Source organism: Paenibacillus hunanensis (assembly GCF_034055775.1).
Taxonomy (GTDB): domain Bacteria; phylum Bacillota; class Bacilli; order Paenibacillales; family Paenibacillaceae; genus Saccharibacillus; species Saccharibacillus hunanensis.
Window position 1 is genome coordinate 3,132,499 of the sequence record NZ_CP139194.1, and the last position, 25,749, is coordinate 3,158,247.

Genomic DNA, 25,749 nt, shown 5'->3' on the forward strand with positions numbered 1-25,749 from the left:
CTGGATGATCGAGCTTCTTTATCTGTCTTACATCTGAATCTGCTTATTTACCGACCTGCTGATCGATAATTGCCTGTGCATCCTGTGCTGCCTGCTCTGGTGTTGCACCGCCCAGTACAGCCTGAATGGAGTTTGTAACTGCCTTCTGGTTTTCAGCCTTTAGGATCGTAAAGCGTGGCTGGAAGATCGTTTTCTTATCTGCCCATTCCTGTACAATTTTCAGCTCAGGACTATCGTATTTTACATCATTCAGTGTTACGTTCTGTCCGGTTGCATTCGCATATTGGGCAGCAACCTCTGGCTGGCTGAGGTAAGCGAGGAACTTTTTCGCTTCCTCTGGATGCTTGGAGCGACTGTTCACTGCGAGCATGAATGTGCTTGTATGCACGCCTTCATATTTCGCTTGATCCGCAGCTACGGTGATCGGTGCCAGCAGACCCTGCTGTAGCTCAGGATTTTGCTTCGCATTTTGTGTCAGCTGGTAAGAACCACTTGCCAGCATCGCTGCTTTGCCCTGAATAAACAGTGCGCCTGCCGCAGCATCCTTCGTACCGAGTGAGTTTGGCTGGAAGAAGCCTTTGTCATTCAGCTCTTTGAACTGCGACAGTGTTTTCACCCAGAACTCGTCGGTAAGCTTCGCCTGCCCAGCCTCTACCTTGGTGAAAATATCCTCACTTGGCTCATTGTTCATTACCATTGTATTCATCAGCTGACCCGGACCGATATCGCCACCTGCAAATGCGATTGGAATGATACCGTTATCTTTCAATGTCTGGCACAGCTTCAGGAATCCATCCCAATCCTTCGGCGGTGTCAGATTATATTTTGCAAAAATAGCCTTGTTGTAGATCGGCTGATTGTACACAAGCTGATAAGGCAGAGCAAGCTGCTTACCATCCTGCTTACCTGCGTCGATCAGGCTTGCATTGTAGTTTTTCACAAACGATTCACTGCTCAGGTCGGTAAACAGACCTGCTTTGGATAATGCGGCAAACTGTGCACCCGGGAAGGAAGCAAATACATCACCTACCGAGCCATCTGTCAGCTTCGCCTGTGCCGTGGTCTGATATTGATCAGACGTTAAGGTCTGCATATCCACCTTAATGTTCGGATTTTGCTTTTCAAAGTCAGCGATAATCTGCTGGAATGCCTGCGTATCTTCGCCACGCCAGTGAAGAAAGCTAATTGTAACCTTTCCGTCTGCGGCTTGATTCGAGCCGCCACACGCTGCCAGCACCCCGGATACCAGAAGTACGATAGCGAGCAACATTGCCCATTTTGCTGTGATTGTTTTCATGATCTATCCTCCATTTTGGTTAGCATCAAATCGGGCAAAAGCTCCAGAGCTTCGTCAAGCGAACCGGTTCTAACACGAGCCGGACAAACGTCAATTTCCGCGAGCCTATTCCCATTAAGTTAGTAGGAATACCGTGATTTAAATCATAGCAAATTTTAAGAATATCAAACAATGTCAATATGTATTGTTTTTTATTTGTCAAAACGTGTTGTATAATGGAAACTGTAAGCACACATGAAAGGATGATAGCTTGCCTATGGCAAAAGACATTACGATCATTACCGAATATGAGCGCAGCGAACGCTTCCGTACTACTCCTTCCTCGTTTGCACAGGCTGGCGGTCTTACGGTAACACAGGCAGGTCGATATCTGCTTAATCCTGATACACGGCGTATTTTTTCGGCGAATAGCACCACTTTCTGGGTCGCTACCCGTCAGGATGGCATGATTATTAAAAACGGACAAAATTATGTATTAGGCAAAAATAACGTATGGTGCGTGCCCTCCCACAGCACTTTAGAATATATTAACAATACAGATGACCCACTGGAAACCTTTTTTATCGGCTTCAACGGCGCTCAGGCTGACCTGCTCGTTCGACAAAGCGGGATGCACGAGGGCTATAGCGAGCTAAGCAATGAATTGTTTGATTGCTTGCTACATTGCTACACTACCATATTAAACACAAAACACGAGCCTGATACCTTCAGCTCTGAATTACGGCGAATGGAAATGCTCTATAAAATGTTTGGTCTGCTCTGCCAGTGCAGCGACAGCCGAACCGATCATACGGAACATAAACGGCATACCGGCTGGATGGAGGAAGCGATGGATTATATCCACGCCCATTATCACAAAAGCATCACCGTTAACCATGTAGCCGAGCATGTCGGTATCCATCGCACTCATTTTAGCAAGCAATTTCATCAAATGTACAAGGTGCCCCCTGCCGAATACATTCGCAGCCTCAAAATGGAAAAGGCACGTCGTTTATTGCTCGAAACGAGCGACTCGCTTGCTGAGATCGCTTATGCGATAGGATATCCTGACGTATTCTCCTTTTCCAAAGCGTTTAAAAAGTACAGCAGCTTTACACCGAAGCGGTATCGAATGCAATTCAGCTAATAAGCGTAATCTTAAATTTATTCGCTAGTGTGTATACGAACGGTGCAATGTTATTTCTTATTTGGATATACTCGTTATAGTGTATGGAATACGGCAAACTCAGCAACGCTTTCACAACTAATTCAATATAAAAAGCCCTCCAAACGCTTCATGCTGTACTGACAGCAAAAGGATCGTTTAGAGGGCTTTTTGGTATTCAAACTAACTCAAAAAATGTCTGAGCAACTCACGAATTCAAGGTATATACGATCGTAAGTTTATCTATACAGAAAATGTACAAATCACGCCTATTACAGGCTTGCACTCGGCTCAATAACCGCTTGCTCGAACAGCGCCTGTACATATTCCAGTGCTTCCAGCTCGTCTTTACCGCGTGTTGTCAGGGTAACCTCAGTGCCGGAGTGAATGATCGTCAGCATCATGCCGAGCAGACTTTTCACGTCAACCTCGCGGCGACTTTCGTCTGGGCCGAAGGCGATGCGGATGTCCGCAGCAAAGCGGGAAGATTCAGTAGCAATACGCAGCAGGTGTGCGCGGTCAAGATTGTTAGGAACTGTAATTTGATGTACTCTCATTTTGTTCATATCCTTTCTCATGGTGGCATAATGGGATGATCTTACTCATGGTGTGAAATCCTATTCAGCCTGTTGAATGATCCAAAAATGATCGTCGTTCCATATTACGGCACTACAGCGCACGACCGACAACACCAGCGTACGGGGACTGCTTCCATACTGAACTGCTTTGCATTCAACAAGCTCGCTATTGATATCATTTACTTTGTTTTACGCCAAATGATACTCTTTTCAACCGTCTAATTTCAACCCATTTTCCACGACTTTACGTTTAAATTTTAATTTTTTTTGAAAATGTGTAGCCTACAGGCACGAATATGGAAATGTTATCCTGTAGCCCCACTGTTTTAACAGAAATACTGCATCACCGGGCAGCACAAAGCCCCTGCCCGTGTAAGCGCAGAGGCTGTTTTTCGCTAAGCATGGTACTCATTTTATTTACTGCAAGAGCACATTATCATACCAGGTCAATTCGTCTCCACTGCTATTACGCAGCGTAAGCGTCAGTTTACCTGCTTGTCCACTGTGGCTTCCACTATAAATAAAACCGAAATTACGCTGATCACTGCTTGCAAAAAAACCATCCTTGCCGTTCTTTCCATTTTGTACAGCCTGATCAAAGGTAGCAGATTCGTTGTAGCCCGGAGATTCCCACTCCATATTGCTAACACCATAGCCTTTCGGCATCTCCTCTACACGGATGAACAGTTGGCCAGGGCCCTGCTGTACGGTACTAATTTTCAATTCGGTCGTCTGTGGTGTTAGCTCAGGATCTGCATTGTTGCTAGGCTCAGAGCCTGTCCCCGTGCTACCACCTGTCGAACCGGATGAGTCGGAGCCCTGCGCAGGTGCAGGCGTACTGCCCGTAGCATCAGTTGCTCCTTCATTACTTTCACTTGAGCCTGTACCTGTGTTGCTATCAGATGACTCTGGATTCATCGTGCCTGTTCCACCAGCGCCTGTAGCCTCAGAGGAGGAATTATCCTCTGCTGCGGGCTGCTGTGTAGAAGGAGCAGGCGTCTGAGAGCTCCCCGACGAGCAGGCAGTGACGAGTACAAGCATACTCGCCAGACCTGCTCCTAGCATCCATTTTGATACGCGATTCATTGATGTTCCTCCACTCTGGCGGCTTTCGTCTGTGCCTGAGATGTTAGCTGAGCTGCAAACGATGTGCAGCGTGCAGTGTAGGACCTACAAATTCATTCAGACGGAAGCCGTTCGCAATCGCCTGGGTAATGAAGTTTTTCGCTTCACCATACGCTTCTTTGACTGTCAGTCCTTTGGCAAGACCAGCAGTTACAGCTGCGGATGTGGTGCAGCCAGCACCATGTGTGAATTCTGTCGCAATCGCATCGACTTCGAACCAGTCAAAGTTTTTGCCATCGTACAGCAGATCCAGCGCTTTGCCTTCTTTTACTTTACCGCGAGTTTTGATCAGCACATGCTTCGCGCCACGCTCATAGATACGCACCGCTGCTTCCTTCATCTGCTCTTCTGTACGAATCGGAGCCGTTTTCGCAAGCTGTGAAGCCTCGAATAGGTTTGGCGTAACCAGATCCGCACCAGGAATAAGCAGCTCCAGCATCGCTTCGGTATTTTCTGGTTGCAGCACTTCGTCCGTACCTTTGCACACCATTACCGGATCGATAACGATACGGTTCAGTGGGAAACGCTTGAGATAGTTAGCAGCCAGCTCGATAATTTCTACCGAACCGAGCATGCCTGTTTTCACTGCATCAAAGCCGATACCTTCCATTACGGTACGCAATTGTGCCTCCACAACGCCCAGATCAACCGGAAATACCTGATGATTCCAGGTTTTCGGCTCCATCGCCACGATGGTCGTCAGTACGGTCATCCCGTACACGCCTAGCTCCTGAAAGGTTTTCAGATCTGCTTGTATACCTGCACCGCCGCTCGTATCCGAGCCAGCTATCGTTAACGTTTTGGGTATAGTCATGGGTGTGATTCTCCTTCGCATCAATGATAGTCTCATTTTAACATAACATGACATGAGAATATACATTTTTCATGAAAATCCAATGGAGTTTCATACAATCGTCACGGCCTATGAGGATAAGCTACCAAAATGCATGATTTTGTCCTGCTTCAACACTTCATCTCATTTTGCTTCAATTTTCCAGCTTCTTACTCCTGTACCGCTTCAGGCTGACGGAACGGAAATTGCACGCCAGTCATCTCTTCTGATACTCGCCATAGCTTGGAAGCTGTGGAATCATTGTATTTGTGCTCAAATGAGCGATCCAGATGCGGATAGCCTTTACGGCTGCCTTTACCATCTGGTCCAATATATTCACCGCCACGCAGTGAAGGCTCAACCGCCGCATACAGGGTTGGCAATGCACCCATATCGGCTGGCTGACTTAACAATCCCCATACAAAACTCGCCGCCTTACCTGCCTGCTTGCCTGAGCCGCGTGAGATCAGATTCGTATTGGAGACACCTGGATGGGCGGCAATACTGATCGTGGAAGCACCTGTTTCCTGTAGACGCTTTTGCAGCTCCCGGGCGAATAATAGATTGGCAAGCTTACTCTGTCCATAGAACTTCATCGCACTATAACCGATCTGTGCATTCAGATTGTTAAAATAAATATATCCGCTTCGTGCAGCAATACTGCTCAGTGTCACAATGCGTGAGGACGGTGTATCCAGCAGTACTGGCAATAACAATCCTGTTAAGGCAAAATGACCGAGATGATTACTGCCAAATTGCAGCTCAAAGCCATCCTTGGTGCGGCTGAACGGTGGAACCATAACGCCTGCATTATTGATAAGCACATCAAGCGATGTATAACGCTGCAAGAACGTTTCACTAAAGGCACGTACGCTTTGCAGATCAGCCAGATCCAGCTGCATGACTTCTACGCGAGCTTGCGGATACTCACGCAGCAGCCCAGCCGCCGCCTGATAACCCTTTTCCAGATTACGCACAGCTAGAACGACATTCGCATGATGAGCGACAAGTGCCCGTGCTGTTTCCAGTCCAAGACCCCCACTCCCACCTGTAATGACGATTCGTTTATCCGTTAAATCCGGGATCATATCCGCTGTCCATTGCTTGTACATGATATCCTCTCCTGTCCATTCCATAATATAGAGTGCAATCACTGTATTGCTTTATTGCTGTATTGCTAATTTCACTAATTCGGATCGAGTATGCACGTATCGCATTCTCTTTGGTTGGATTACAGGCTTATCTGCTAACCAGCTGACCTGCTCCAATAGTAATATTACCCATTATACTTCCATCTCTACGCAATAACCATTCTGACGCCGAGAGCACTCTTTTATTCAGTATGATAAAAAACAGCAGCCCTGTATGGACTGCTGTTTTCGATATGAATTACTGTTCATAATAACGAGCCATTTCGATAATCATCGCACCCATACGTTCATTTTCCGGTGCAACAATACGTGTCACGCCCTCCTGCTCCAGTGCTTCGGAAGTGACCTTACCTACCGAGACCGCCAGTACAGTATCATGTAACTGTTCTCGTAGCGACTGCTCCTCACCAAGCGTACGCACATAAGCGAATAGATTACGTACCTGTACCGCCGTTGTGAAGCAGATCGCAGCGATGCGCGCCTGCTGAATCTCGTTATAAAGCTGCTCCAGTGTGGCTTGCTCGGGTGGAATATTCAGATAAGGCAACAGCGTATGTACATCCTGTGCACCTTTGTCTTTAAGAAATTGAACCAACTCCGGTGCAGGCTCTCCATGCAGCTGTACCCAGATACGAGCACCAACCAGATTGACCTCCTCTAGCTGTTCTTCCAATCCGCGTACCGTTCCATCTGAATCGCGCACATCTGGAGCCAGATTCTCCGCCTTGAGTGCATTATAGGTTTTGTAGCCACGAATCGCCAGACGTGCTCCACGAATGGCAGCACGGAACTCATCGCCCATACCTAACCGATCAGCAGCTGCAAATAATGCAGTTGTACCAATCCCCGTTGTGAATATCATCCAATCGGGAGGATGTTGTATGAGCATACGTAGCTCCTGCTGAATCTCTTCCTCCTTGAACATCGTCATTCCTTGTAAGGAACGAACAATCGCCGTTCCGCCCTGACGCTCAATTAATGCACTCATCTCATCCAGCTTACGTGAGCCAGCGATAACGATAGTTTTGCCTTCTAACGGTTTGGACACGCCTTCTCCCCCTCGATCTCTATAGCGCTATACGGTGTGGAAGCCGTGCCGATCAGAGCGGACGTTCAACGACAAATGGATCGGTCAAACGCGCATACTCATTACCGGCAATACGTGCGACAGGCTTAAGCTCATTCGCATGTACATAGAACTTCTCAGCGTCCACCACTTTTTCATCAAAATGATAACATATGATTCGTGCCAGTAGCAGATCATTTGACACATCGCCCGCATCATTTTTAATCGGAATATGCTGCTCCAGCTTGCATTCAAATCGTACCAGCGCTTCACGAATGCCTGGTACAGCTACGCGATCACTCGGTACAGTGGTCAGATTAGTTAGCTCTAGCTCGCTCTGCTCTGGCGGAAGTGTAGCGCCTGTATGGTTCATTTCCTCGGTCAAGTGCTCGCTAACGATATGGATAACTAGCTCACCGCTTGCTATGGCATTACGCGCTGTATCCTTCATCTGTCCCTCACGACGTGCCACCGATACCGATACAATCGGCGGATCAGAAGCAACAATATTAAAATAACTAAATGGCGCTATATTCAGTACACCATTATCTGTTAATGTACTCACCCAGGCAATCGGGCGTGGTATGACCGCACCGGTAACCAGCTTATAATTTTGAATATTAGAAATAGCTTGCGGATCAATGGTAATCATCATATACGCCTCCTGTAATCGTTCGATAGTGTAAAGCTGGATTCGATCCTATCGATCCTGTTAAACCTGTTCATCTACAAATATGTCCACTCTGATCTAGCAAGCTTACCGTCTGTGTTGCTGCTGCGCTTGCTTCTCAGGAGATGCACTGCGCTGTAATAGACTCTTGTAATAGACGACGCTATGATGACTCGCTATACCTACTATTCAGCCATGTATACGCCGTAGCATACCAAAATTTTGTCTTTCATAAAAGTCGATGCCATAGCAGTTTAGCATCATAACAGATAACACTGTATGCATTAAGGCTCCAAGCCAAAAGCAGCTAACGGAACATAATCAGCTTCCTTCATTTACATAACACTTAATAACTACATAACAGCTGATAGCTACATCATACCTGATCGCGAAGACTAAAAGCATAGATCATCGTATGCTCACCTGGGAGAACACGTATAACCGTATACTCATACTGCCACATCCATTTTAGCAAAATAAAATGCCGTGCATTACAGATACGATCATCTGCAATGCACGGCATGTCCTGTCAAGGCTATATCTCTAATTCACAAAGATAATATCTTTATACGAATCAATCTCTATTCATACTATACTCTTCATTCACACTTCAATCTTCACTCGTACTTCAAGCTTAATTTAATGTGCAGAACCCTGTGTACCTGCTTGCTTACCAACCCGCACACGCTTGATAAAGATCGAGCACAGCAAGCCTACTACAGCTAGAATCATCGCAAATACAAACGCATGCTGTACACCTGTCGTGAAGGCTGCGAGCTGATTCGTTGTGCTTGATGGATCAGCCACACTGCTCAAATAACCGCTCTGACCAGCACTCAGAATACTAACCGCCAGCGCTGTACCAATCGCACCGGCAACCTGCTGCAATGTGTTCATGATCGCTGTACCATGTGGATAAAAATGACTTGGCAGCTGGTTCAGACCATTCGTCTGGGCAGGCATCATAATCATCGAGATACCGACCATCATGAAAATATGCAGCGTAACGATGACGGCAATCGGTGTAGTGGAGTGAATGTTCGTATACAGGAACAACACTGCTGCCACGACAACCAGACCGATCGTAACGAGCCATTTCGGACCGAATTTATCAAATAGACGGCCCATAACTGGAGACAGGAAGCCGTTAAGCAGACTGCCTGGCAACAGCACCAGACCCGCTGTCAGCGCGCTCAGTGCCATCCCCTGCTGTAGATACATCGGCAGAATCAGCATTGAAGACAGAATCACCATCATACAGATGAATACGAGCAACAGACCAATCGTGAACATTGGATAACGGAATGCACGCAGATCAATCATCGGCTGCTCCATCCGCAATTGACGGATACTGAACAATGCGAGCGAAATGACACCAATCGCGAGCGTAGCAATTACGATCGGGCTACTCCAGCCACTTCCGCTGGCACCATGCCCACCTGCACTACTGAATCCGTATACGATACCGCCAAAGCCAAGTGTAGACAGCACGATCGACAGCACGTCAATTTTCGGCTTTGTCAGCTTGGAGATATTCGGTAGGAAGCGCAGACCGAATACGAGCGAGATAATAAAGAACGGCAGTGAAATCCAGAAAATAAAGTGCCAGGACAAATTCGCCAGAATCAGACCGGAGATCGCTGGGCCTGCTGCCGGAGCGAACATAATGACAAGCCCGATCAGACCCATCGCCGAGCCACGCTTTTCGACCGGGAAAATAACGAGAATCGTGTTAAACATCAGTGGCAGCAGCAAGGCTGTACCTACCGCCTGCAACAGACGAGCAATCATCAACACTTCAAATGTAGGGGACATCGCCGCAACGATAGTTCCTGCAATCGAGAACAGGAGCGACGTTGTAAACAGTTGCCGCGTTGTGAACCATTGCAGCAGCAGACCCGATACCGGAACGAGAATACCCATCACGAGCAGATAGCCCGTTGTCAGCCATTGAATCGTTGTTGGGCCAACCTGTAGCAGCGTCATCAGTGGCGTGATGGCTACATTGAGTGCCGTTTCACCGAACAACCCGATAAAACCACTTAGCAGCATAGCAAATAAAATGGGTAACACCTTGTATTGCTTTGTTTCTTGCTGGTTCTCAGCAGAACCTTGATTCATGGACGCATCCACTTTCCCATCCTCCTTGATTGTCTTTCTCTATGTGTAGTATATGCTGTCTAACACAGGCACAGTTTAGCCGCGACGTTGCACCGTCTTCATTACATTGGATAAATATTGTGCAGCCGTCAGTAATGGCTTGTTATTCTGATTGGTCAGACTAATGATGAGTGCACCTTCCATCATCGATAATGTCAAAATGGCAGCATTCTCTGCTGCTTCCTCATCTGCACCTTCTTGCAATAGCTGTCCCGCAATAATCTGTTGCCAGCCTGCAAACACCTCTTGGCAAGCGTGTCGCAATCGATCACTGATACAGGACGCTTCGACCGATGCCCAGAAGCTAAACGGGATGAACCCTGTATATCCGGATTGCTCCGTCTCAATCGCCATATGATATACAAAATCATAGATCGCATCCCCAGTTGTCTCATTTTGAGAAAAGGTCTCGCGAAACTTGTCCATCACATGCAGATTGGCCTTCTCAATACATACAAGCGCCAGTTCTTCCTTACCTTCAGGAAAATAATGATACAGTGAGCCCTTCGGCGTATCACTTTCCTTAATGATCTGGCTAAGTCCGGTCGCATGATATCCCTGTGAGAAAAATAAACGTGCCGCTGTATTTACAATTTGTTCCTTAGCATTGGACTTCTCGCCCAATGAAACCACTCCTTTAACGCATATTCCATCGGTGTTGCTACTACAATTACATCCGTCCACAACAATTATAACGATTGGTCTATATAATTAAAACGCGAAATGAACAGAATGTCAATTCATCTACAATTTAAAATATTGCATCAACAAAAAAATGAACCTTTACTGCAAGCCATATCATAAGCTTCCATTGTTAGCCCAGCATTAAATGTAGCCTGCAATTTATTCAAGCGTGCTATGGACTTATTCGCTATTTGCATATATACGCAATTCACGATAAATATCGATAATATCATCCAGCGGCATACGAACTAACCCGCTGGATGACGGTGCGACAAACTCCACTACATCCTCTGTCGTCGATGGAGATTGAAATCCCCACGGTGCCTGAGGACGCTTGCTGTACTTTGTATATACTCCCTTGCCAACAAAGCAGGCGATACGGGGACGATACTGCTCCAGCTTCTCACGCAGCTCGATCCGCCCTTCTGCATATTCCTCCGGCAAAATATCATCAATGCCCCGTGTAGGACGTGACACAATGTTAGTAAAGCCATAGCCTAGCTCCAGTAGATCACCATCCTCCTCCGGATGATACAGACGCGGAGTCAGTCCTGAGCGATATAGAATTTGCCAGAAACGATTGCGTGGATTGGCATAATGATGACCTACCTCCCCTGAACGAAGACTTGGATTAAAACCGACAAATAAAATATTTAGTTGCTGCTGCAAATGATCGGGTATAGCTGGCACGTATTTTGCTCCTTTCGCGTACGATATAACATAGTTCTATCCATATCGTTACCATTTTTTTATCTATTTCGACAAAACCACTATACAAAAAACATGACTATAGACCGATATACTTTATCAATCAAGTATATTTCTACTTTTCGAGCATCGTCACCCGACAACCTACAGAGCCTTGAACAGGCACAACACATGAATATGACCTTCACCATTAAACGAGAACATTAGCAAAGGAATGATTAGCATGATTAAATTAAATGAAAAGCAAATTTATGCTGTCCTTCATAAACAACTTAATCGCAATTTCCCAGTACAAACGATGGAATTGCAATATCATATTGAAGCAGATAGCCGCCTGGTAAACAATGAAGGCGAAGTCGAGCTGACCAATAAACACTACTGGGTAAAAGTAATGGATTGTGTATACCCTACACACTCTCGTCCAATTCTGATGAGCGAGGTTATCTACTTCCTCAGACAGGAATATATGGATAGCACGATCCGCGTATTTATGAAGCAAGACGTAGACGGTACAGTATCCGCAACCGCAGAAATCTCCTTCCAGGATCATGTTACACTGGAAGCCGAGCAGTTGAAAGCACTGATCGACCTTGCACTCGTTATCAAGGATAAAGAGTGGTTCGACGAGCTCACTCAAATGTACCTGAATATGACGCGTCCATTACCAAGCTCTCTGTAATCTTATTGCATCTTCATTTTGCTCTTAGTTGAAGCTGATCTCGATTGTATTCGTTCAGCTCTGCACCATCGTATACGCTCCATTCGTCATTAAAGGGCTGTCTCATCGTTCATAAGCGACATGAGGCAGTCCTTTTTCATTCAACCTTCTGCACAAATTTCGATGCTTTTCTGAAAAATTGTTGCTATGATATAAAAGATGGTTGAATACATAGTATACAGCCTTAAGCCCCCGGGCACTCTATACATATATAATTAAGGAGGAATCCATGATGGACCCTAATCAACCCCCACACCACTCTCAACCTCCGTATGGCTCACAGCCGCCTTACGGTTATCAGAATCCTTATGATCCTTATGCGTACCGTCCGAACAACGGGAAGGCTATTGCAGCCCTTGTACTCGGCGTCGCTTCCATTGCCTCGATCTTCTTCTTGCCCGGCTTTGGTGCTATTATCGGCATACTCGCGATCATTTTTGCGATTCTAGCATTTAAGGAGATTCAGCAAACGCATATGAACGGCAAAAATATGGCAGTCGGTGGACTTGTATGCGGGATTATTGGAGTGCTACTTCACGTCCTATTCGTTGTCTTTATCGTTGTCATTATCGGTGTCTCCTTACAGGATTACTCCAACAATGGAGCAGACTACTGGGAGCCTACACTCCAGCAAGATAGCAATTCTGATTTTTACTGATCTACCCTGTATCCTGTAGTATTACCCAAAATAGCATTACCCACAAGAAGAGGACAGCATGCATCGCATGCTGTCCTCTTTTGTATCGTTATGGCTTATGCCTGTGGCACATAGAAGCGGATACGAATATGCGATGGATCGGTGATCCACAGCTCTTGTCCATCATATTGCATCGACAGTCCCGCAGCCTTCACACGATCCGCCACTTCCTGTATTGCCATTTGGTCTGGCATTTGCAGTGTGTAGTAATCAATGCCTGTCGCATTAGCTGGTGCCTTGGGAGCTCCAGCCCCAGCCCATATATTCAAGCCCATATGATGATGATATCCACCCGCCGAGATAAACAAGACGGAGCGATCATCTGTTAACACAATTTCAAAGCCCAGTGTGTCTACATAGAATTTGCGAGCTTCATCGAGACTGGATACATGGAAATGCACATGACCAATCTTCGTACCCGCAGGCAATCCGTTCCATGTCTGTCCTTCTGCCAGCTCCAGCAAGCTTTCTACATCAACAGGCTCCGTACCCATAATGTACTGTCCGCGCTCATCCTTCTGCCATGTCGAACGTGGGCGGTCTGCATAGATTTCAATTCCGTTATTATCAGGATCATACAGATATAGTGCCTCACTCACCAGATGATCGCCCTGTCCGATGTTTTGACGATGCTCCACCAGATTACGTAGCGCCAGTCCGAGACTTGTACGATCCGGTAGCAAAATCGCAAAGTGATACAGCCCTGCAACAGATTGACGACGAGGAATCGTAGCATTCTCGATCTCTTGAATGATCAGCAGTGTAGTCTGTCCGTCCGCTGACAGCTCTGCCATAGTAGCGTTCTGACGCAACACCTGTAAGCCGATCACCTCTGTATAATAAGCAAGTGAACGCTCTAGCTGGCTAACCTTAATGCTAACAAGACCAATTTCAAGAGCAGGATTAATAACCGAAGTATTCATAAGATAGTTTCCTTTCACTAATTAAATTTTAGTATTAGTTATTATTTATAAGTATAATAACATTTTGTAAGTAACTATTCAAGTGTAAAATATTGATAAGGAGCAAGCTATACAATAGCGAATTATTTTAATAGCGGAGCCAACAGGAGCTAATAGCTGAAATAACAAAAGCCTCTTCATCTGCCAAAGCAAATGAGAGGCTTTTGTATGTATAACGTGTATATAACTTATGTACAACGAAGGATCATTCACTACACCATATAATGTAGTGAATGATCCTTCTGTCATTCGTATATGCACATGTCAGGCAATGTAGCCTACAGACATGTAGCTGATTAGTTCATCGGATCGTTTTCTTTTACGCCTGGATCATTACCCCAAACTGGGCCGCCCTGATAGTATACAACGATTTTAGCGTTATCAGCCATCGCTGTATCATTGCCATAAGAGTAGTCAGAGCTTACACTACCGGATGTTCTTTGAACGGTAAATGTCATGTTACCACTTTCACCGCCAGCTGGGATCACGCCTGCTTCTGCATTGAACAACAGCTCAACATAGCTATCTGCACCCGATTGTGGCTGCTGCATGTTAACGATATGCGCTTCTACGTTTCTCGAATTGAATGGCACGTTGTTAAGAGATACATTCTTTGCACTCAGTCCTGTACCACCAGTGAAGTAGTAACGTACACGAATGTCGCTCAGGTTCACATCTTGTGTACCTGTATTCAGAATGTTGATCGTTGGGTTGATCGTGTTGGAGCCGCTACCGTTAATGCGGGATTGCAGCACGAGCGATTGCTTCACGTTCGCAGATTGCTCTGTTGGTGCAGCAATTGCTGGCATGGACATCTGTGTCTTTTGACCATTTGCCATAACAGCGTTCACCACATAACCGTATACTTTACCATTCATTACTGTAGTGTCTGTAAACATCGCATCGGTAATGCCTGTGCTCAGCATTGCATAGGTGTTATTTTGTACACTATTATACGTATTGTTCACAACATCATAACGGCGTACTTCGTAGCTGGAAGCGTTTTGTACAGGCGCCCATGTCAAAACGACCTGATTAGAGCCAGCGCGTGCAGCTACTTGATCAGGAGCAGCAGGTGCAGATGTATTATCCCATGTAATATCGTTCATCACCTGATTCGTTTCAATTGCTGCGTGTGCATTTGGTGCTGCCAGCAGGCTACTTCCCGCTGTCAAAATCGAAATTGCAAGTACTGCTGAAGCTTTCTTGGACCAATGTACCATGTTCATCATCAACCTCCGTATATTTGTGTGGTGGAATACATGTACTGCATTTTGATGTTAATCATGCTGTTAAGTATTCGGCTCAAAACCTCTATGTGCGGTTGTGCTCGTTGTCCCTCCTTTTTGTGCATTCATTACTGTTTGAACGCGTTATAACGAGTGCTAAAGCGTTCATTGGTGAGCCATTTGATGGATTATTAAACAGTAATGTTGCAAATAAAACACTTACCAAGCTTAAATTATAACATTTTTGTCATCAGTTGCAGATAGCCTTGAAGTTGCAATCGCATTCACGCAGGCAATTCCTTTAGACCTAAGCTCTATTCTATAATCTACATATTAGACCTATAATTATGCGCACCAGCCTTATGTTTGAAGAATATCACGCATTTGTTACATAAATGTATCCAATAAACGAGCGTCGTCCCGTATGATAGAGCATGTATTATTAGGCTAAGCTTGTCCATTCTGCTATAAACCGTAGATTTAAATTACCCCACAGGATGGTATACAATAGGTAAGAGGTTAAAGCATCCTTCTGGCATTGTTATAGTATCTTGTTAGCTGTCTTGAAATTACAGATTTATATCGCTAGCAGCAAAAGTAGAAATTACGTTTTTTTGTCATTTTCATAATGATTGGCTTGAAAATGACCGATGTAGTATCTGAATAGTTCATACAATTTATTTTACAGAGATACTATGATTTACCGCACAGCTGGAACATTGTACTGGATTGTTCCGTACTATAATGACTGAATACGAACATAGCGATAAGCAAGGATGTTGAATCAGAATCGAGTTCATACTTGTAAGCCGCATATAAAAGAATACTTAATTCAAGCTTGAAGCTATCAGCCTAATTGCTAATTATATCGACAAAGGTGGAGTTTATACACTCATGAGAGAATCGCTGCGCAAGCTGAAAATACTGCAATTACTCACTGCCCTGTTCAGGGCGCGAATTATTAAAATACTGATCCCCCTCGTGATTCTAGTCATTATCTTTATTCAAGGACGTAAGGAAATCCAGCATATCAATGTGGCTAGAGTGTTTTTTGAGCTACGTCGCATGCCGGTGTCAGCAATCGTGGAAATCTCACTTGTTGCTTTTATTGCGGTAGCTGCGATGAGTGCGTACGACTATTTGCTGCGTCGCCAGTTCAAGCTTGATGTAGACTGGAAAGCAACGTTTCGTTATGCGTGGATTGCCAATACGTTTAACAATATGATCGGTTTTGCGGGCTTGACCGGGGTTGGGCTGCGCGCCATCTTGTACAAAAAGAGCGGCGTGCCGATCAAAACGATGGGTTCTGCTGTACTGTTCCTGTCACCGATCATTCTGGTCGGATTATCATTGCTCGGCTGGCTCGTTATTATCGGTGTGTTTCCTGCTGAACCATTATTTGATGCACATCCATGGTTGCGCTGGGCTGTATGGGGCATATCACTGTACTTGCCATTCTTTTTGCTCATGCAGCGTTCTTCCTTATTTGCAAAATGGTTCCATAAGGGCGAGGGCAAGTTGCCATGGAATGTCGTCATTGCTTCGGTGATCGCTTCCTTTTTGGAGTGGGCATGCGCGGCTGTGCTGTTCTGGCTGATCGTGTATCATGATCTGGAGCATCTGCCATTTGCCTCGGTAATTGGTGTGTATATCGTTGCTGCTATCGCCGGTATTATTAGTATGGCTCCGGGTGGAATCGGTGCATTTGACCTGACCGCGCTGCTCGGCTTGCAGACGCTAGGCATTGATGCTACACCTGCGATTACTGCATTATTGCTATTCCGTATTTTTTACTTCTTAATCCCGTGGCTGGTCGGACTCGTACTCGCTGCCTTCGAGATTAGCCCGAGTCGTCATCAAATGAAAGATATGATTACAAACGGAGTCGATTCATCACGCAACGCCTGGATCAAATTCTGGGGCTGGCCGTCACAGTTTGGCTTGCTCGGTGATCTGGGTGCATGGGCGCTTGGTAAGCTCGTGCTAGCGAGCGGGATCATCCTGCTGCTGTCTGCTGCTACGCCAGGACTGATTAATCGCCTTCGTTTTATGGAAAATATATTGTCTCTACCGTTAATGCGCTTCTCGGAACAGCTATCCGTTGTAATCGGGATTATGCTGATTGTTGTATCGCGTGGTATTTCACTTCGCATTCGTCGTGCTTTTATCTGGACAGCCGGTCTGCTTGTAGCGGGTGCTGTGTTTACCTTTGCGAAGGGCTTTGACTATGAAGAAGCGATTATTCTACTTGTAGTCGCCGTCATTTTATGGGTGTCACGTGCTCGCTTTAATCGTGAAAGTGCCAGCCTGTCATCACGCAGCGTTGGAATCTGGGTCGTGCTGGCATTCATCTCATCGCTATCATACTATCTCGTCGGTGCGCAGATTCATCCTAAGCTGCTACGCCATCTTCCAGCACGGGCGCAGGAATGGTTCCTGAATCCGCATGAATATGCAGTCACCGCAGTGATCGCTTTTATTAGCGCACTCGTTCTGCTCGCCGCTATTTTCGCATTGCGTCCGAATCGTCATGTGGAGCATTTGCCAGATGCAGCCGAGCTGGAGAAGCTACGTGAGTTTTTGAAGCAGGAGAACGGTAATCTGCTCTCACATCTACTCTATCTAGGTGATAAATTCTTTTACTGGGCGCAGGAAGATCGAGTTCTAATTCCGTACTCGCGTGTACGTGATAAGCTCGTAGTACTGGGTGATCCGATTGGAGACAAATCGCTTGTTGGAGAAGCTATTCAGGAATTCCAGCGATATGCGGATCATTACGCACTGACTGCTGTATTTTATCAGGCATCGCCAGAATATCTATCTATTTATCATGAGAATGGCTATAACTTCTTCAAGCTTGGTGAAGAGGCGCTCGTACCGCTCGATAAGTTCACATTATCCGGCAAGAGCAATCAAGGTTTGCGAACAGCGAAAAACAAATCAGAGCGTGAAGGACAGCAATTTGAAGTGCTACAGCCCCCTTTCTCGGCTGAGCTATTGAATGAGCTACGCATGATATCAGATGAATGGCTCGGCGATCGTAAGGAAAAGGCATATTCACTCGGCTGGTTCAAGGAATCCTATATTCAGCAGGCTCCTATTGCCCTGCTTCGTGAAGCCGAAGGACGTATTCTTGCCTTCGCTACACTCGCACCCGCCTACGATAACAATCAAGTCATCTCGATTGATCTGATGCGTCACCTGAATGAAACGCCGAATGGCACGATGGATGTACTGTTTGTCCGTCTGATTGAATGGGCAAAGGAGAATGGCTATGCCTTCTTTAACTTAGGCATGTCGCCACTATCCAGTGTAGGTGAAAATGCTAATGCTCACCGTGAGGAAAAACTAGCACGACTCGTCTTCCAATATGGAGGTCACTGGTACGGATTTGAAGGCTTACGGCGTTACAAGGAGAAGTTCTCACCCGAATGGGAAGCACGCTATCTTGCCTATCCTGCCGGCATGCCACTGCCTATCCTTACGATTGATCTAGTACGTCTCGTCTCACGTCGTCCAGCTACGGTAGAAGTGCCGAGCTGATAGATGAAAGATTAATGTTGGCATCAGCACTTCTTAAATAGCGCAACGAAGTCGAATGGCTTCAAAAATGTACTGTTGAGATTCTGTTCAGCCAACAATGTAATACGGTGATGGTTCATGATCTAATCGTAAGCTCAATATGTACGTATAGATAACTATTTATAACCAATGAATACAAAGAACCCCTCGCCTGATCGCGAAGGGGCTCTTTGTATTCTGTCTACGTCCTATGCTCATAATCCCAACAACCAGGTTACAAAGAACTATCTATTTTCTGTCTTGATATAGCGCCAGATGCATATTTATCTTTATAGTTAAACAACTACTTCAACGTCAAAAAGCCCCGTATACCGTCATTATGCTCGGTATACGGGGCTTTCCATTACTATACATGATAGAGCTCAAATGAACACATACGCGCCCAAACATCATAAGCAGCTATGCCACCTAGAGAACGAGGCTTGTATACATAACTGCGTACATCGCTTCAATATAATTACTTCGCCTTCATTTCCACGATTGTTCTAACCATCGTAGAAGCATCATCAGGAACAGGCTTTTCAGTATACTTGAATGTAATCTCAGAGCCTTCTTTCAGCTTGCCTGCTGCGTCTGCGATGCTGTCAGTGAGCTGGTAGACAACCGGCTTGCCATCTACCATAATCTCAGCAGAGTGCTCATCTGCCAGACCTGAGAATGTACCGCTGGCAACATGAGTAGCTGCTGCGTCATCTCCTGTAGATGTGTCCGTTGTACCTTTTGTTGTTCCTTCGCTTGTAGTACCTGTGCTTGTCTCAGGAGATGCGGTGCTTTCTTCTCCAGTTCCAGCAGAGCTGTTATCTGCAGGAGTTGTCTCGTTCGTATCCTGTGGCGTTGTCATTTCGGTGTCTGTGCTGCCGTTCGTATCGGCTGGCGCTGCTGCGGGTTGCTGCTCTGCCTTATTACCACAGGCTGCAAGCAACAGAATTCCCATCAATAGCAGCAATGCAAGCGGACTCCGTCTGATCCATGATTGAATATTTCGTTGCATCATAAATGCACCTCCTCAATAGTGTAACGCATCATGCCCACAAAAGTTGCTTTTTAATTTGGCAACCAGGCAAAAGAACATCCACTAGCATCATACCAGATTCTATGCAGCGAATAAAATGTTGCCCCTAGGCAAAGTCGCCGCCCATATAAAAAGGGATCGTTCACCCGGCATTGCTATCTAGCCGGAGCGACGATCCCTGAAATGGATATAGTCTATAAGTAAAATTGAAGCTTTTCATCCGGCATGATGCCTTATCGCTTATGGGATAAACTGTTGTACAATCTTCACGATTTCACCGTTTTTCACTGTGATGTGGTACGGGAACACCGTTGGATCCAGCATATCTGGCTTTTGGAAAATAGCTTTCAGCTTGGACATGCTTACAGGCTCATTCCATTTGGTATCGATATCTTCCCAGCGACCTGTGTGATCATAAATCTGCATCAGCACATCCGCGCTAGCTGGAGCGGTATAATTATAAGTACGAGTATCGTCATTTACGATGTAGTAATCGTCTGGCGCACCCATATCCGCATTTTCAGGATTGTCTTTGGCAAACATTTTGTTGGCAGCTTCGCCAGTGTACCAGTTGATCGGATCAATCGTCAGCTTGTAGCTTCCGTTGTCGTCACGATCGATTTTGTTAATAAATACAGTGAACGTTCCATCCGCAGGTGTTGTATCACTGTAAGTATCCTTCGCTACACTTGTTGTTAGCGTAGCGGCTTGCACGGTTTGAGCTTTTTCGATTCCCCCTGGTGTAGCTGTACCCACACTGGCCGACGTCAAAAAGATCAAAGAAGCAGCACCTGCTCCCAGTATTCCCATCATTGTTTTCATCATCGCTGCATCTCCCCTTCTCTCAATGGTCGATCAGTCTGGCAACTGCCAGGAAACTTCATTACCATTTTCGATATGTTATGGTTGGTGTGAAAAGCGGACAAAGCATTCGTTCTCGCTTTTCGGTAAAGCATTATGCCTTCATTGTTACTAACGTATCATCAGCCTTAAATGTTGCACCGCTTGTCGTACATGTTGCTTTGTGGCTGTAACATGTATTACCCACAACATTCATCACAAGAACCATTCAAAATTTTCCAGTTTCCCTTTACTGACAAGCGTTTACCTTGCTTCCCTTACGCTTCAATAACTTGAAAAGTCGAATGATTTTGAACCGTTTCTTGCTTTCAATGACTGCTGAGCAACTTGCTTTATGCTCTCACTATACACCCCTATGTGAGACAATTGGTTGCAATAATGTAAATTCTGATTTACAAAATTAATACCAGGTTCTAAAACCACCCTCTAAATTGGAATTAAATTCTTTAAACAACGATTAATCACTCTTTTACATTAGTTTTAACTAGCTAAAAAACTTTATGTGAGGGGAATTTATTTTTACTATTTTATCTCATCTGGCATCTACTTTATCTCATTTAATATCTATACTTCGTATTGATGTTTAGCATATCGTTTACATCGTCATGCTCTATTTTAAAATAGTCTCCTATGACCGGGATGTGATACCCCTATAAGACTGGTATCTGGTCAATCTATCGGTTAAGCCAGTTAGCATATTTTATAATGAAAGAGCACATAACAATAAACTCACACTAGTCTGCCTCAATATTCTTACATTCTCCGATTCGTCACCGTCGTTAAGGTTAATATAGTAGTGGCAATGACCACACCCACAACGATAGAGGAGGATGAACAGCATGACAGAACAACCGCATATCGTAAACAAGTCTGGAGAAGTGGCAACTGAAAAGGTAGAACCGGTGATGAATCGGATCAGCGACGAGCGTAAGCAGCAGATTTTGGATGATTTTGAGAACTTCCGTAGCTATCTGGGCAAAAGAATCCATATGGCTGAAAATATTGGCTTGAGCGAGGAAAGCATCGCTAAAGTAGCACAAAAGATCGCCGATTATCTCGCCAAGCACGAAGAACCGCAAAACAATGAAGAGCAGCTACTGTACGAGCTGTGGAAGGTCGGCAATGAAGAGGAACGCCATAAGCTGGCACATATGCTGGTGAAGATGGTGAAGGAAAAAGAAGACAAGTAATGGAATAGCTGGTATAGGAATATTGCATCGCTTTTGCACAGTAAAGGCTGTGAATGACGAATGATCGTATTCGTACATACACCTGCTGTATATATACGCAGTGAGCCTTTGCGCTGTTTGATGCTCATCGTTTGCCAGCACCCATAGACAAAAGTCTTACTAATACATCTGCAACACAAACACGCCTCCACATTATAGTGAAGGCGTGTTTTGTTATTGCTTACTTTGATGCAAACAGGCTAACGATTGCGATAGCCTGCCCGCGGCCATATTTTCGTTTCCATACGCTCATACCAGTAGATGCCTAGCTCAAGTAAGCTACTTGCCAGTGAAATCCGTGTAAACAGACGATGCACAAGTACCGAGATCAGAATACCAATCAATGCGCCTGCCAGCACATCGCCCGGATAATGAACTCCAGTCCATACACGTCCAAGCGCAATGCCCGATGCTAACAATAGCCATACCCAGCCTGCACGACGACGGAATTGCCAGATCGTCATCGCGATCACAAAGGCGCCTAACGCGTGATTACTCGGAAATGAAGCATTCGCTTCGTGGGATACAAGCTGAATCGCATCCAGCGTGACAAACGGTCGATCCCTGTACACTAGCTGTCCTAATATCCAGCTTGCCGTAAAGCCTAATAGAGCAGAGACGAGCGCCTCACTAATCATACGCCGATCGGCACGAGCTCTCGTAAACCAGTATACAACGGCTCCAATCATAAAAAATAATACTGCATATTTGGATAAAAACGCCATAAACGGATTGAGAAAAGCCAGTCGCTGTGCGCCGCTGTTAATCCACAAAAATAGCAGTTCATCCATATGTTCCACAGAATGCCTCCTTTTGCCGATCTCTGTATCAGCTGATGTAGTCGTGTGCATATGTAATGCCCTGTAAAATTGTAAAGCAGTATAGTTGTTATTTCAACTTTACGTAAACTTATTGTAAATTCTATGTAAAACCAAGCTTTTCATTCGCATCCTTCGTATAAAAAATAGCTTGTTATATAAAAAGCATACCTGAGCAGATGATTGTACCTGCTCGGGTATGCTCGTACTTTTAGAGTTTACTTTTCATTGCTTATTCTTTGTTGCTTATCCTTATTCCCGTTTCCTCGCTCTGTACTCTACACTGTTGTTTTTTGCTGCTTATCTACTACTCTTACCTTCCGAAGTGCTAAGTTCTCTAATTTACATTCTAATTACATTTTCAAAAAATAACTGCATACGTTCTCGACCACCATCGTTCTCTATTATCATCTTAAAGATCATTTAAGATCTTCTAAGATCTTTTAAGACCTTCCTACATAAAGAACATTAAAGCCCTGCTACTAGACGCTTGGAGCGCATGCTACCTTCCTTCAATACCTGCTGTTCATCCAGCGTCAATAGCTCGCGATTGTGCATGAGTACCTGCCCATTCACAATGGTCGTATGCACATCAGCTCCATTTACTGCATAAGCAATAGCAGAGATTACATGATGTAAAGGCTGCAAATGTGGCTTGTTCAGATCGATCAGGATCAGGTCTGCCTTTTTGCCGATTTCAATCGTACCGACCTCATGGTCAAGCTGTAACAGACGTGCGCTATCAATTGTAGCCATTTGCAGGAAACGATAGGCAGACTCTACCGCAGGATCACCATAGTGTAGCTTTTGCAGAAGTGAAGCTGCACGTATACCGGCGAACATATCAAGTGTGCTGGCGCTTCCTGCTCCATCGGTTCCAAGTCCAAGGGTGATGCCTCGACGCTGTAGCTCCAGTACAGGTGCGATTCCGCAGCCTAGCTTCATATTGCTAAGTGGATTGTGCGAAATTCCCCCTCGCATCCCTTCCAAATAACTCATATCGTGCTCACTAATATGCACGCCATGTGCGAGCAATACATGCAGCTGCTGGAATAAGCCTAGCTCATACAAATACTGTGTCGGTGTTTGACCGTAGCGTTCGTCGATCTGTGCCGTTTCCTCTCGCGTCTCAGCCAGATGAATGTGTACAGGTAATCGATAGCTTTCCGCTAGCTGAATGACGGCTCGTAGCTGATCAGGTGGACAGGTGTATGGGGCATGCGGGCCAAACATCGTGGTAATTCGTCCATCTGCACCTCCATGCCAGCGCTCCACCAGATCGACCGCCTCCTGCATACGCTCCTGTACACGGTCATCTCCAAATACCAATCCTCGTGTCAGCGATGCACGCATTCCTGTTTCTTCTACAGCATGCGCGATCTCATTCATATGAATATACATATCGGCAAAGGTCGTTGTACCTGAACGAATCATCTCTGCCATTGATAGCTTGCTTCCCCAGTAAATGTCCTCTGGCGTCATTCTCGCTTCAGCAGGGAACATTTTCTGCTCCAACCAGTCCATCAGCTTCAGATCATCTGAAAAGCATTTGAGCAGATTCATAGGCGTATGCTGATGCGCGTTGATCAAGCCCGGCATGACCGCCATCCCCGATGCATCTATCGTACGATCAATAGTTCCCCATTGCGCGATAGCCTGCTCCAGCTGCTGTCGTTCATCCTGCTGTAAACCATATACACCGAGGATGCGATCCTCCTCAACCAGAATATCTCCTACAAAAACATCCTCTTCCTCACGCATTGTAATAATCGTCGCCTGCTGAATCCATAGCTTCGCACTCATCGCTTATTGCCTCCCTTGTTCCGCAAGCTCTATTAGGCTAAGCGGTGTTAGAGATAGCATATACATTGACGTTACGTTAAGGTCAATCATTAAATTATGAAGGATGATAAAGGTTACTCTCATAACAAAAAGCCTCTGCGCATAGCTCGCACAGAGACTTTTGAGATACAACATATCAATAAAGGCATTTCAATATATTAGGATACGTGGGCTATTACTTTACTGCTACAGGCTGCTGCTCTAGCTCCTTATTTTTCTCCTTGAACTTCTGGTTGTGCGAGGATACATAAGCCTGGCTGTGAGCTTCAGGATCAAGATAGCGCTTCGCACTGTTGACCGCAGTACCACCATCCACCAGCGCCCCACTGATCAGACGTAGCTTGCCATCATATTGGATCAGATCGCCTGCTGCGAACACGCCCGGAATATTCGTTTGACGTGCTGCATCCACAATCGGCATATTATATTCACCCAGCTCCAGTCCCCATGCGAGCATCGGACTGAGATCAGTCGTCAGACCGTGATTTACGATCAAGGCATCTAGCTCCAGCGTGCGTGTTTCTCCAGTCTCCACATGCTTGATCGTTACGCCTTCAACCGATGCTCCGCTTCCGTGCAGGCCTGTTAGCTCGTAAGAGGTCAATATTTCATGACAGCTTTCCTTCATACGCAGTACATTGCGCTCATGACCACCAAATTCCTCACGGCGATGCACAACCGTCACGCTTGCAGCCAACGGTTGAAGCGCATTCGCCCAGTCTACTGCGGAATCCCCACCACCGGAAATAACGATATGCTTATCACGGAAGATAGCCAGCTCCTGCACCGTATAGTGTAGATTGGTTACCTCGTAGCGATCTGCGCCTTCGATCTCGAGCTTGCGCATTTTAGGGATACCATGTCCCATTGCCAGGATGACAGTACGCGTATGATGCTGCTCCCCTGTATTTGAGGTCAACAGCAATGTTCCATCCGACAAACGATCCAGATTCATAATTTGCTGGTTCAATACAATCGTCGGTTCAAATACCATCGCCTGCTCAGTCAGATTACGAATCAATCCTTCGCCGCTAATCGGTGGCACGCCGCCCACATCCCAGATGATTTTTTCTGGATACAGCAAAATTTTACCGCCAAGCGTTGGATTATATTCAATGATTTTCGTTTTCATATCACGCATACCACTATAAAAGGCACTATACAGTCCTGCCGGACCGCCACCAATAATTGTCACATCGTACAGTTCCAGATCCTGCTTGCCCGCCATTCGCAAAGCCCCCTATATCGTTACCGCCGTGAAGACAGTTCGTTTATGTTATATCGCTGTTTTTAAATGATAATGATTATCATTATAAGTTATGCTGGAATGAGATGCAATGCTTATCTCTATTGTTTTGGGTATGAATAGGTATGTAGTGTGTAA

Annotated in this window: 22 protein-coding genes; 5 read left to right on the top strand and 17 right to left on the bottom strand. The window is 45.6% G+C overall.

The window, feature by feature from the left end:
• Positions 1-43: 43 nt before the first annotated feature.
• Positions 44-1,297: an ABC transporter substrate-binding protein gene (locus SK066_RS12650; RefSeq protein WP_320541761.1), complete on the bottom strand. Its 1,254-nt coding sequence runs from the start codon at positions 1,295-1,297 to the stop codon at positions 44-46.
• A gap of 256 nt (positions 1,298-1,553) precedes the next feature.
• Between SK066_RS12650 and SK066_RS12655 the strand changes: the two genes are divergently transcribed.
• Positions 1,554-2,423, top strand: a complete 870-nt coding sequence (locus SK066_RS12655; protein ID WP_320541762.1) for a helix-turn-helix transcriptional regulator — start codon at positions 1,554-1,556, stop codon at positions 2,421-2,423.
• A 290-nt stretch (positions 2,424-2,713) separates the two neighbouring features.
• Here SK066_RS12655 and SK066_RS12660 read toward each other — a convergent pair whose 3' ends face one another.
• From SK066_RS12660 to SK066_RS12700, 9 genes are all read right to left on the bottom strand, one after another.
• Positions 2,714-2,998 carry an HPr family phosphocarrier protein gene (locus tag SK066_RS12660; protein WP_188774828.1) on the bottom strand — a complete coding sequence of 95 codons (285 nt, stop codon included), beginning with the start codon at positions 2,996-2,998 and terminating at the stop codon, positions 2,714-2,716.
• A gap of 438 nt (positions 2,999-3,436) precedes the next feature.
• Positions 3,437-4,105 (bottom strand): hypothetical protein, encoded by a 669-nt coding sequence (locus tag SK066_RS12665; protein WP_320541763.1) that lies wholly within the window; start codon positions 4,103-4,105, stop codon positions 3,437-3,439.
• Positions 4,106-4,148: 43 nt separating this feature from the next.
• Positions 4,149-4,958, bottom strand: a complete 810-nt coding sequence (gene thiD / locus SK066_RS12670) for a bifunctional hydroxymethylpyrimidine kinase/phosphomethylpyrimidine kinase (protein WP_188774830.1) — start codon at positions 4,956-4,958, stop codon at positions 4,149-4,151.
• 188 nt (positions 4,959-5,146) lie between these two features.
• Entirely contained in the window at positions 5,147-6,088 is a 942-nt protein-coding gene (locus SK066_RS12675) for an oxidoreductase (protein WP_320541764.1), read from the bottom strand.
• 277 nt (positions 6,089-6,365) lie between these two features.
• A complete protein-coding gene (locus SK066_RS12680) occupies positions 6,366-7,175 on the bottom strand; it encodes a uroporphyrinogen-III synthase (protein WP_320541765.1) in 810 nt (269 codons plus the stop codon).
• A 52-nt stretch (positions 7,176-7,227) separates the two neighbouring features.
• Positions 7,228-7,845 (bottom strand): flavin reductase family protein, encoded by a 618-nt coding sequence (locus SK066_RS12685; protein ID WP_188774833.1) that lies wholly within the window; start codon positions 7,843-7,845, stop codon positions 7,228-7,230.
• Positions 7,846-8,502: 657 nt separating this feature from the next.
• Positions 8,503-9,984, bottom strand: coding sequence for an MDR family MFS transporter (locus tag SK066_RS12690; protein ID WP_320544876.1), 1,482 nt, complete (start codon positions 9,982-9,984; stop codon positions 8,503-8,505).
• A 75-nt stretch (positions 9,985-10,059) separates the two neighbouring features.
• Complete coding sequence (locus tag SK066_RS12695) at positions 10,060-10,647, bottom strand: TetR/AcrR family transcriptional regulator (RefSeq protein WP_188774834.1); 588 nt, start codon at positions 10,645-10,647, stop codon at positions 10,060-10,062.
• A 240-nt stretch (positions 10,648-10,887) separates the two neighbouring features.
• Positions 10,888-11,397: a mismatch-specific DNA-glycosylase gene (locus SK066_RS12700; RefSeq protein WP_320541766.1), complete on the bottom strand. Its 510-nt coding sequence runs from the start codon at positions 11,395-11,397 to the stop codon at positions 10,888-10,890.
• A gap of 241 nt (positions 11,398-11,638) precedes the next feature.
• Here SK066_RS12700 and SK066_RS12705 point away from each other — a divergent pair, with 241 nt between their 5' ends.
• On the top strand, positions 11,639-12,094 hold the full coding sequence (locus SK066_RS12705) for an IDEAL domain-containing protein (RefSeq protein ID WP_188774836.1): 456 nt from the start codon (positions 11,639-11,641) through the stop codon (positions 12,092-12,094).
• 268 nt (positions 12,095-12,362) lie between these two features.
• Positions 12,363-12,791 (top strand): DUF4190 domain-containing protein, encoded by a 429-nt coding sequence (locus SK066_RS12710; RefSeq protein WP_320541767.1) that lies wholly within the window; start codon positions 12,363-12,365, stop codon positions 12,789-12,791.
• A 95-nt stretch (positions 12,792-12,886) separates the two neighbouring features.
• Here the strand turns inward: SK066_RS12710 and SK066_RS12715 are convergent, their stop codons facing one another.
• Together SK066_RS12715 and SK066_RS12720 are read right to left on the bottom strand one after the other, a co-directional pair.
• Positions 12,887-13,753: a VOC family protein gene (locus SK066_RS12715; protein ID WP_320541768.1), complete on the bottom strand. Its 867-nt coding sequence runs from the start codon at positions 13,751-13,753 to the stop codon at positions 12,887-12,889.
• Positions 13,754-14,088: 335 nt separating this feature from the next.
• Positions 14,089-15,015, bottom strand: coding sequence for a cellulose binding domain-containing protein (locus SK066_RS12720; protein ID WP_320541769.1), 927 nt, complete (start codon positions 15,013-15,015; stop codon positions 14,089-14,091).
• Positions 15,016-15,915: 900 nt separating this feature from the next.
• Here SK066_RS12720 and mprF point away from each other — a divergent pair.
• A complete protein-coding gene (gene mprF / locus SK066_RS12725; RefSeq protein ID WP_320541770.1) occupies positions 15,916-18,564 on the top strand; it encodes a bifunctional lysylphosphatidylglycerol flippase/synthetase MprF in 2,649 nt (882 codons plus the stop codon).
• Positions 18,565-19,060: 496 nt separating this feature from the next.
• Here mprF and SK066_RS12730 read toward each other — a convergent pair whose 3' ends face one another.
• Both SK066_RS12730 and SK066_RS12735 read right to left on the bottom strand, forming a co-directional pair.
• Positions 19,061-19,597 carry a hypothetical protein gene (locus SK066_RS12730; RefSeq protein WP_320541771.1) on the bottom strand — a complete coding sequence of 179 codons (537 nt, stop codon included), beginning with the start codon at positions 19,595-19,597 and terminating at the stop codon, positions 19,061-19,063.
• Between the two features lie 258 nt (positions 19,598-19,855).
• Complete coding sequence (locus SK066_RS12735) at positions 19,856-20,440, bottom strand: hypothetical protein (protein WP_320541772.1); 585 nt, start codon at positions 20,438-20,440, stop codon at positions 19,856-19,858.
• An 875-nt stretch (positions 20,441-21,315) separates the two neighbouring features.
• Here SK066_RS12735 and SK066_RS12740 point away from each other — a divergent pair.
• Complete coding sequence (locus SK066_RS12740; RefSeq protein ID WP_188774842.1) at positions 21,316-21,666, top strand: DUF3243 domain-containing protein; 351 nt, start codon at positions 21,316-21,318, stop codon at positions 21,664-21,666.
• Between the two features lie 239 nt (positions 21,667-21,905).
• Here SK066_RS12740 and SK066_RS12745 read toward each other — a convergent pair whose 3' ends face one another.
• The 3 genes from SK066_RS12745 to SK066_RS12755 form a co-directional block, all read right to left on the bottom strand.
• Positions 21,906-22,496, bottom strand: coding sequence for an undecaprenyl-diphosphatase (locus SK066_RS12745; RefSeq protein ID WP_320544877.1), 591 nt, complete (start codon positions 22,494-22,496; stop codon positions 21,906-21,908).
• 495 nt (positions 22,497-22,991) lie between these two features.
• The gene (locus SK066_RS12750; RefSeq protein ID WP_320541773.1) at positions 22,992-24,326 is read right to left on the bottom strand and encodes an amidohydrolase; all 1,335 of its coding nucleotides are present in this window, start codon (positions 24,324-24,326) and stop codon (positions 22,992-22,994) included.
• Positions 24,327-24,540: 214 nt separating this feature from the next.
• Positions 24,541-25,593, bottom strand: coding sequence for an NAD(P)/FAD-dependent oxidoreductase (locus SK066_RS12755; RefSeq protein ID WP_188774845.1), 1,053 nt, complete (start codon positions 25,591-25,593; stop codon positions 24,541-24,543).
• Between the last annotated feature and the right edge of the window lie 156 nt (positions 25,594-25,749).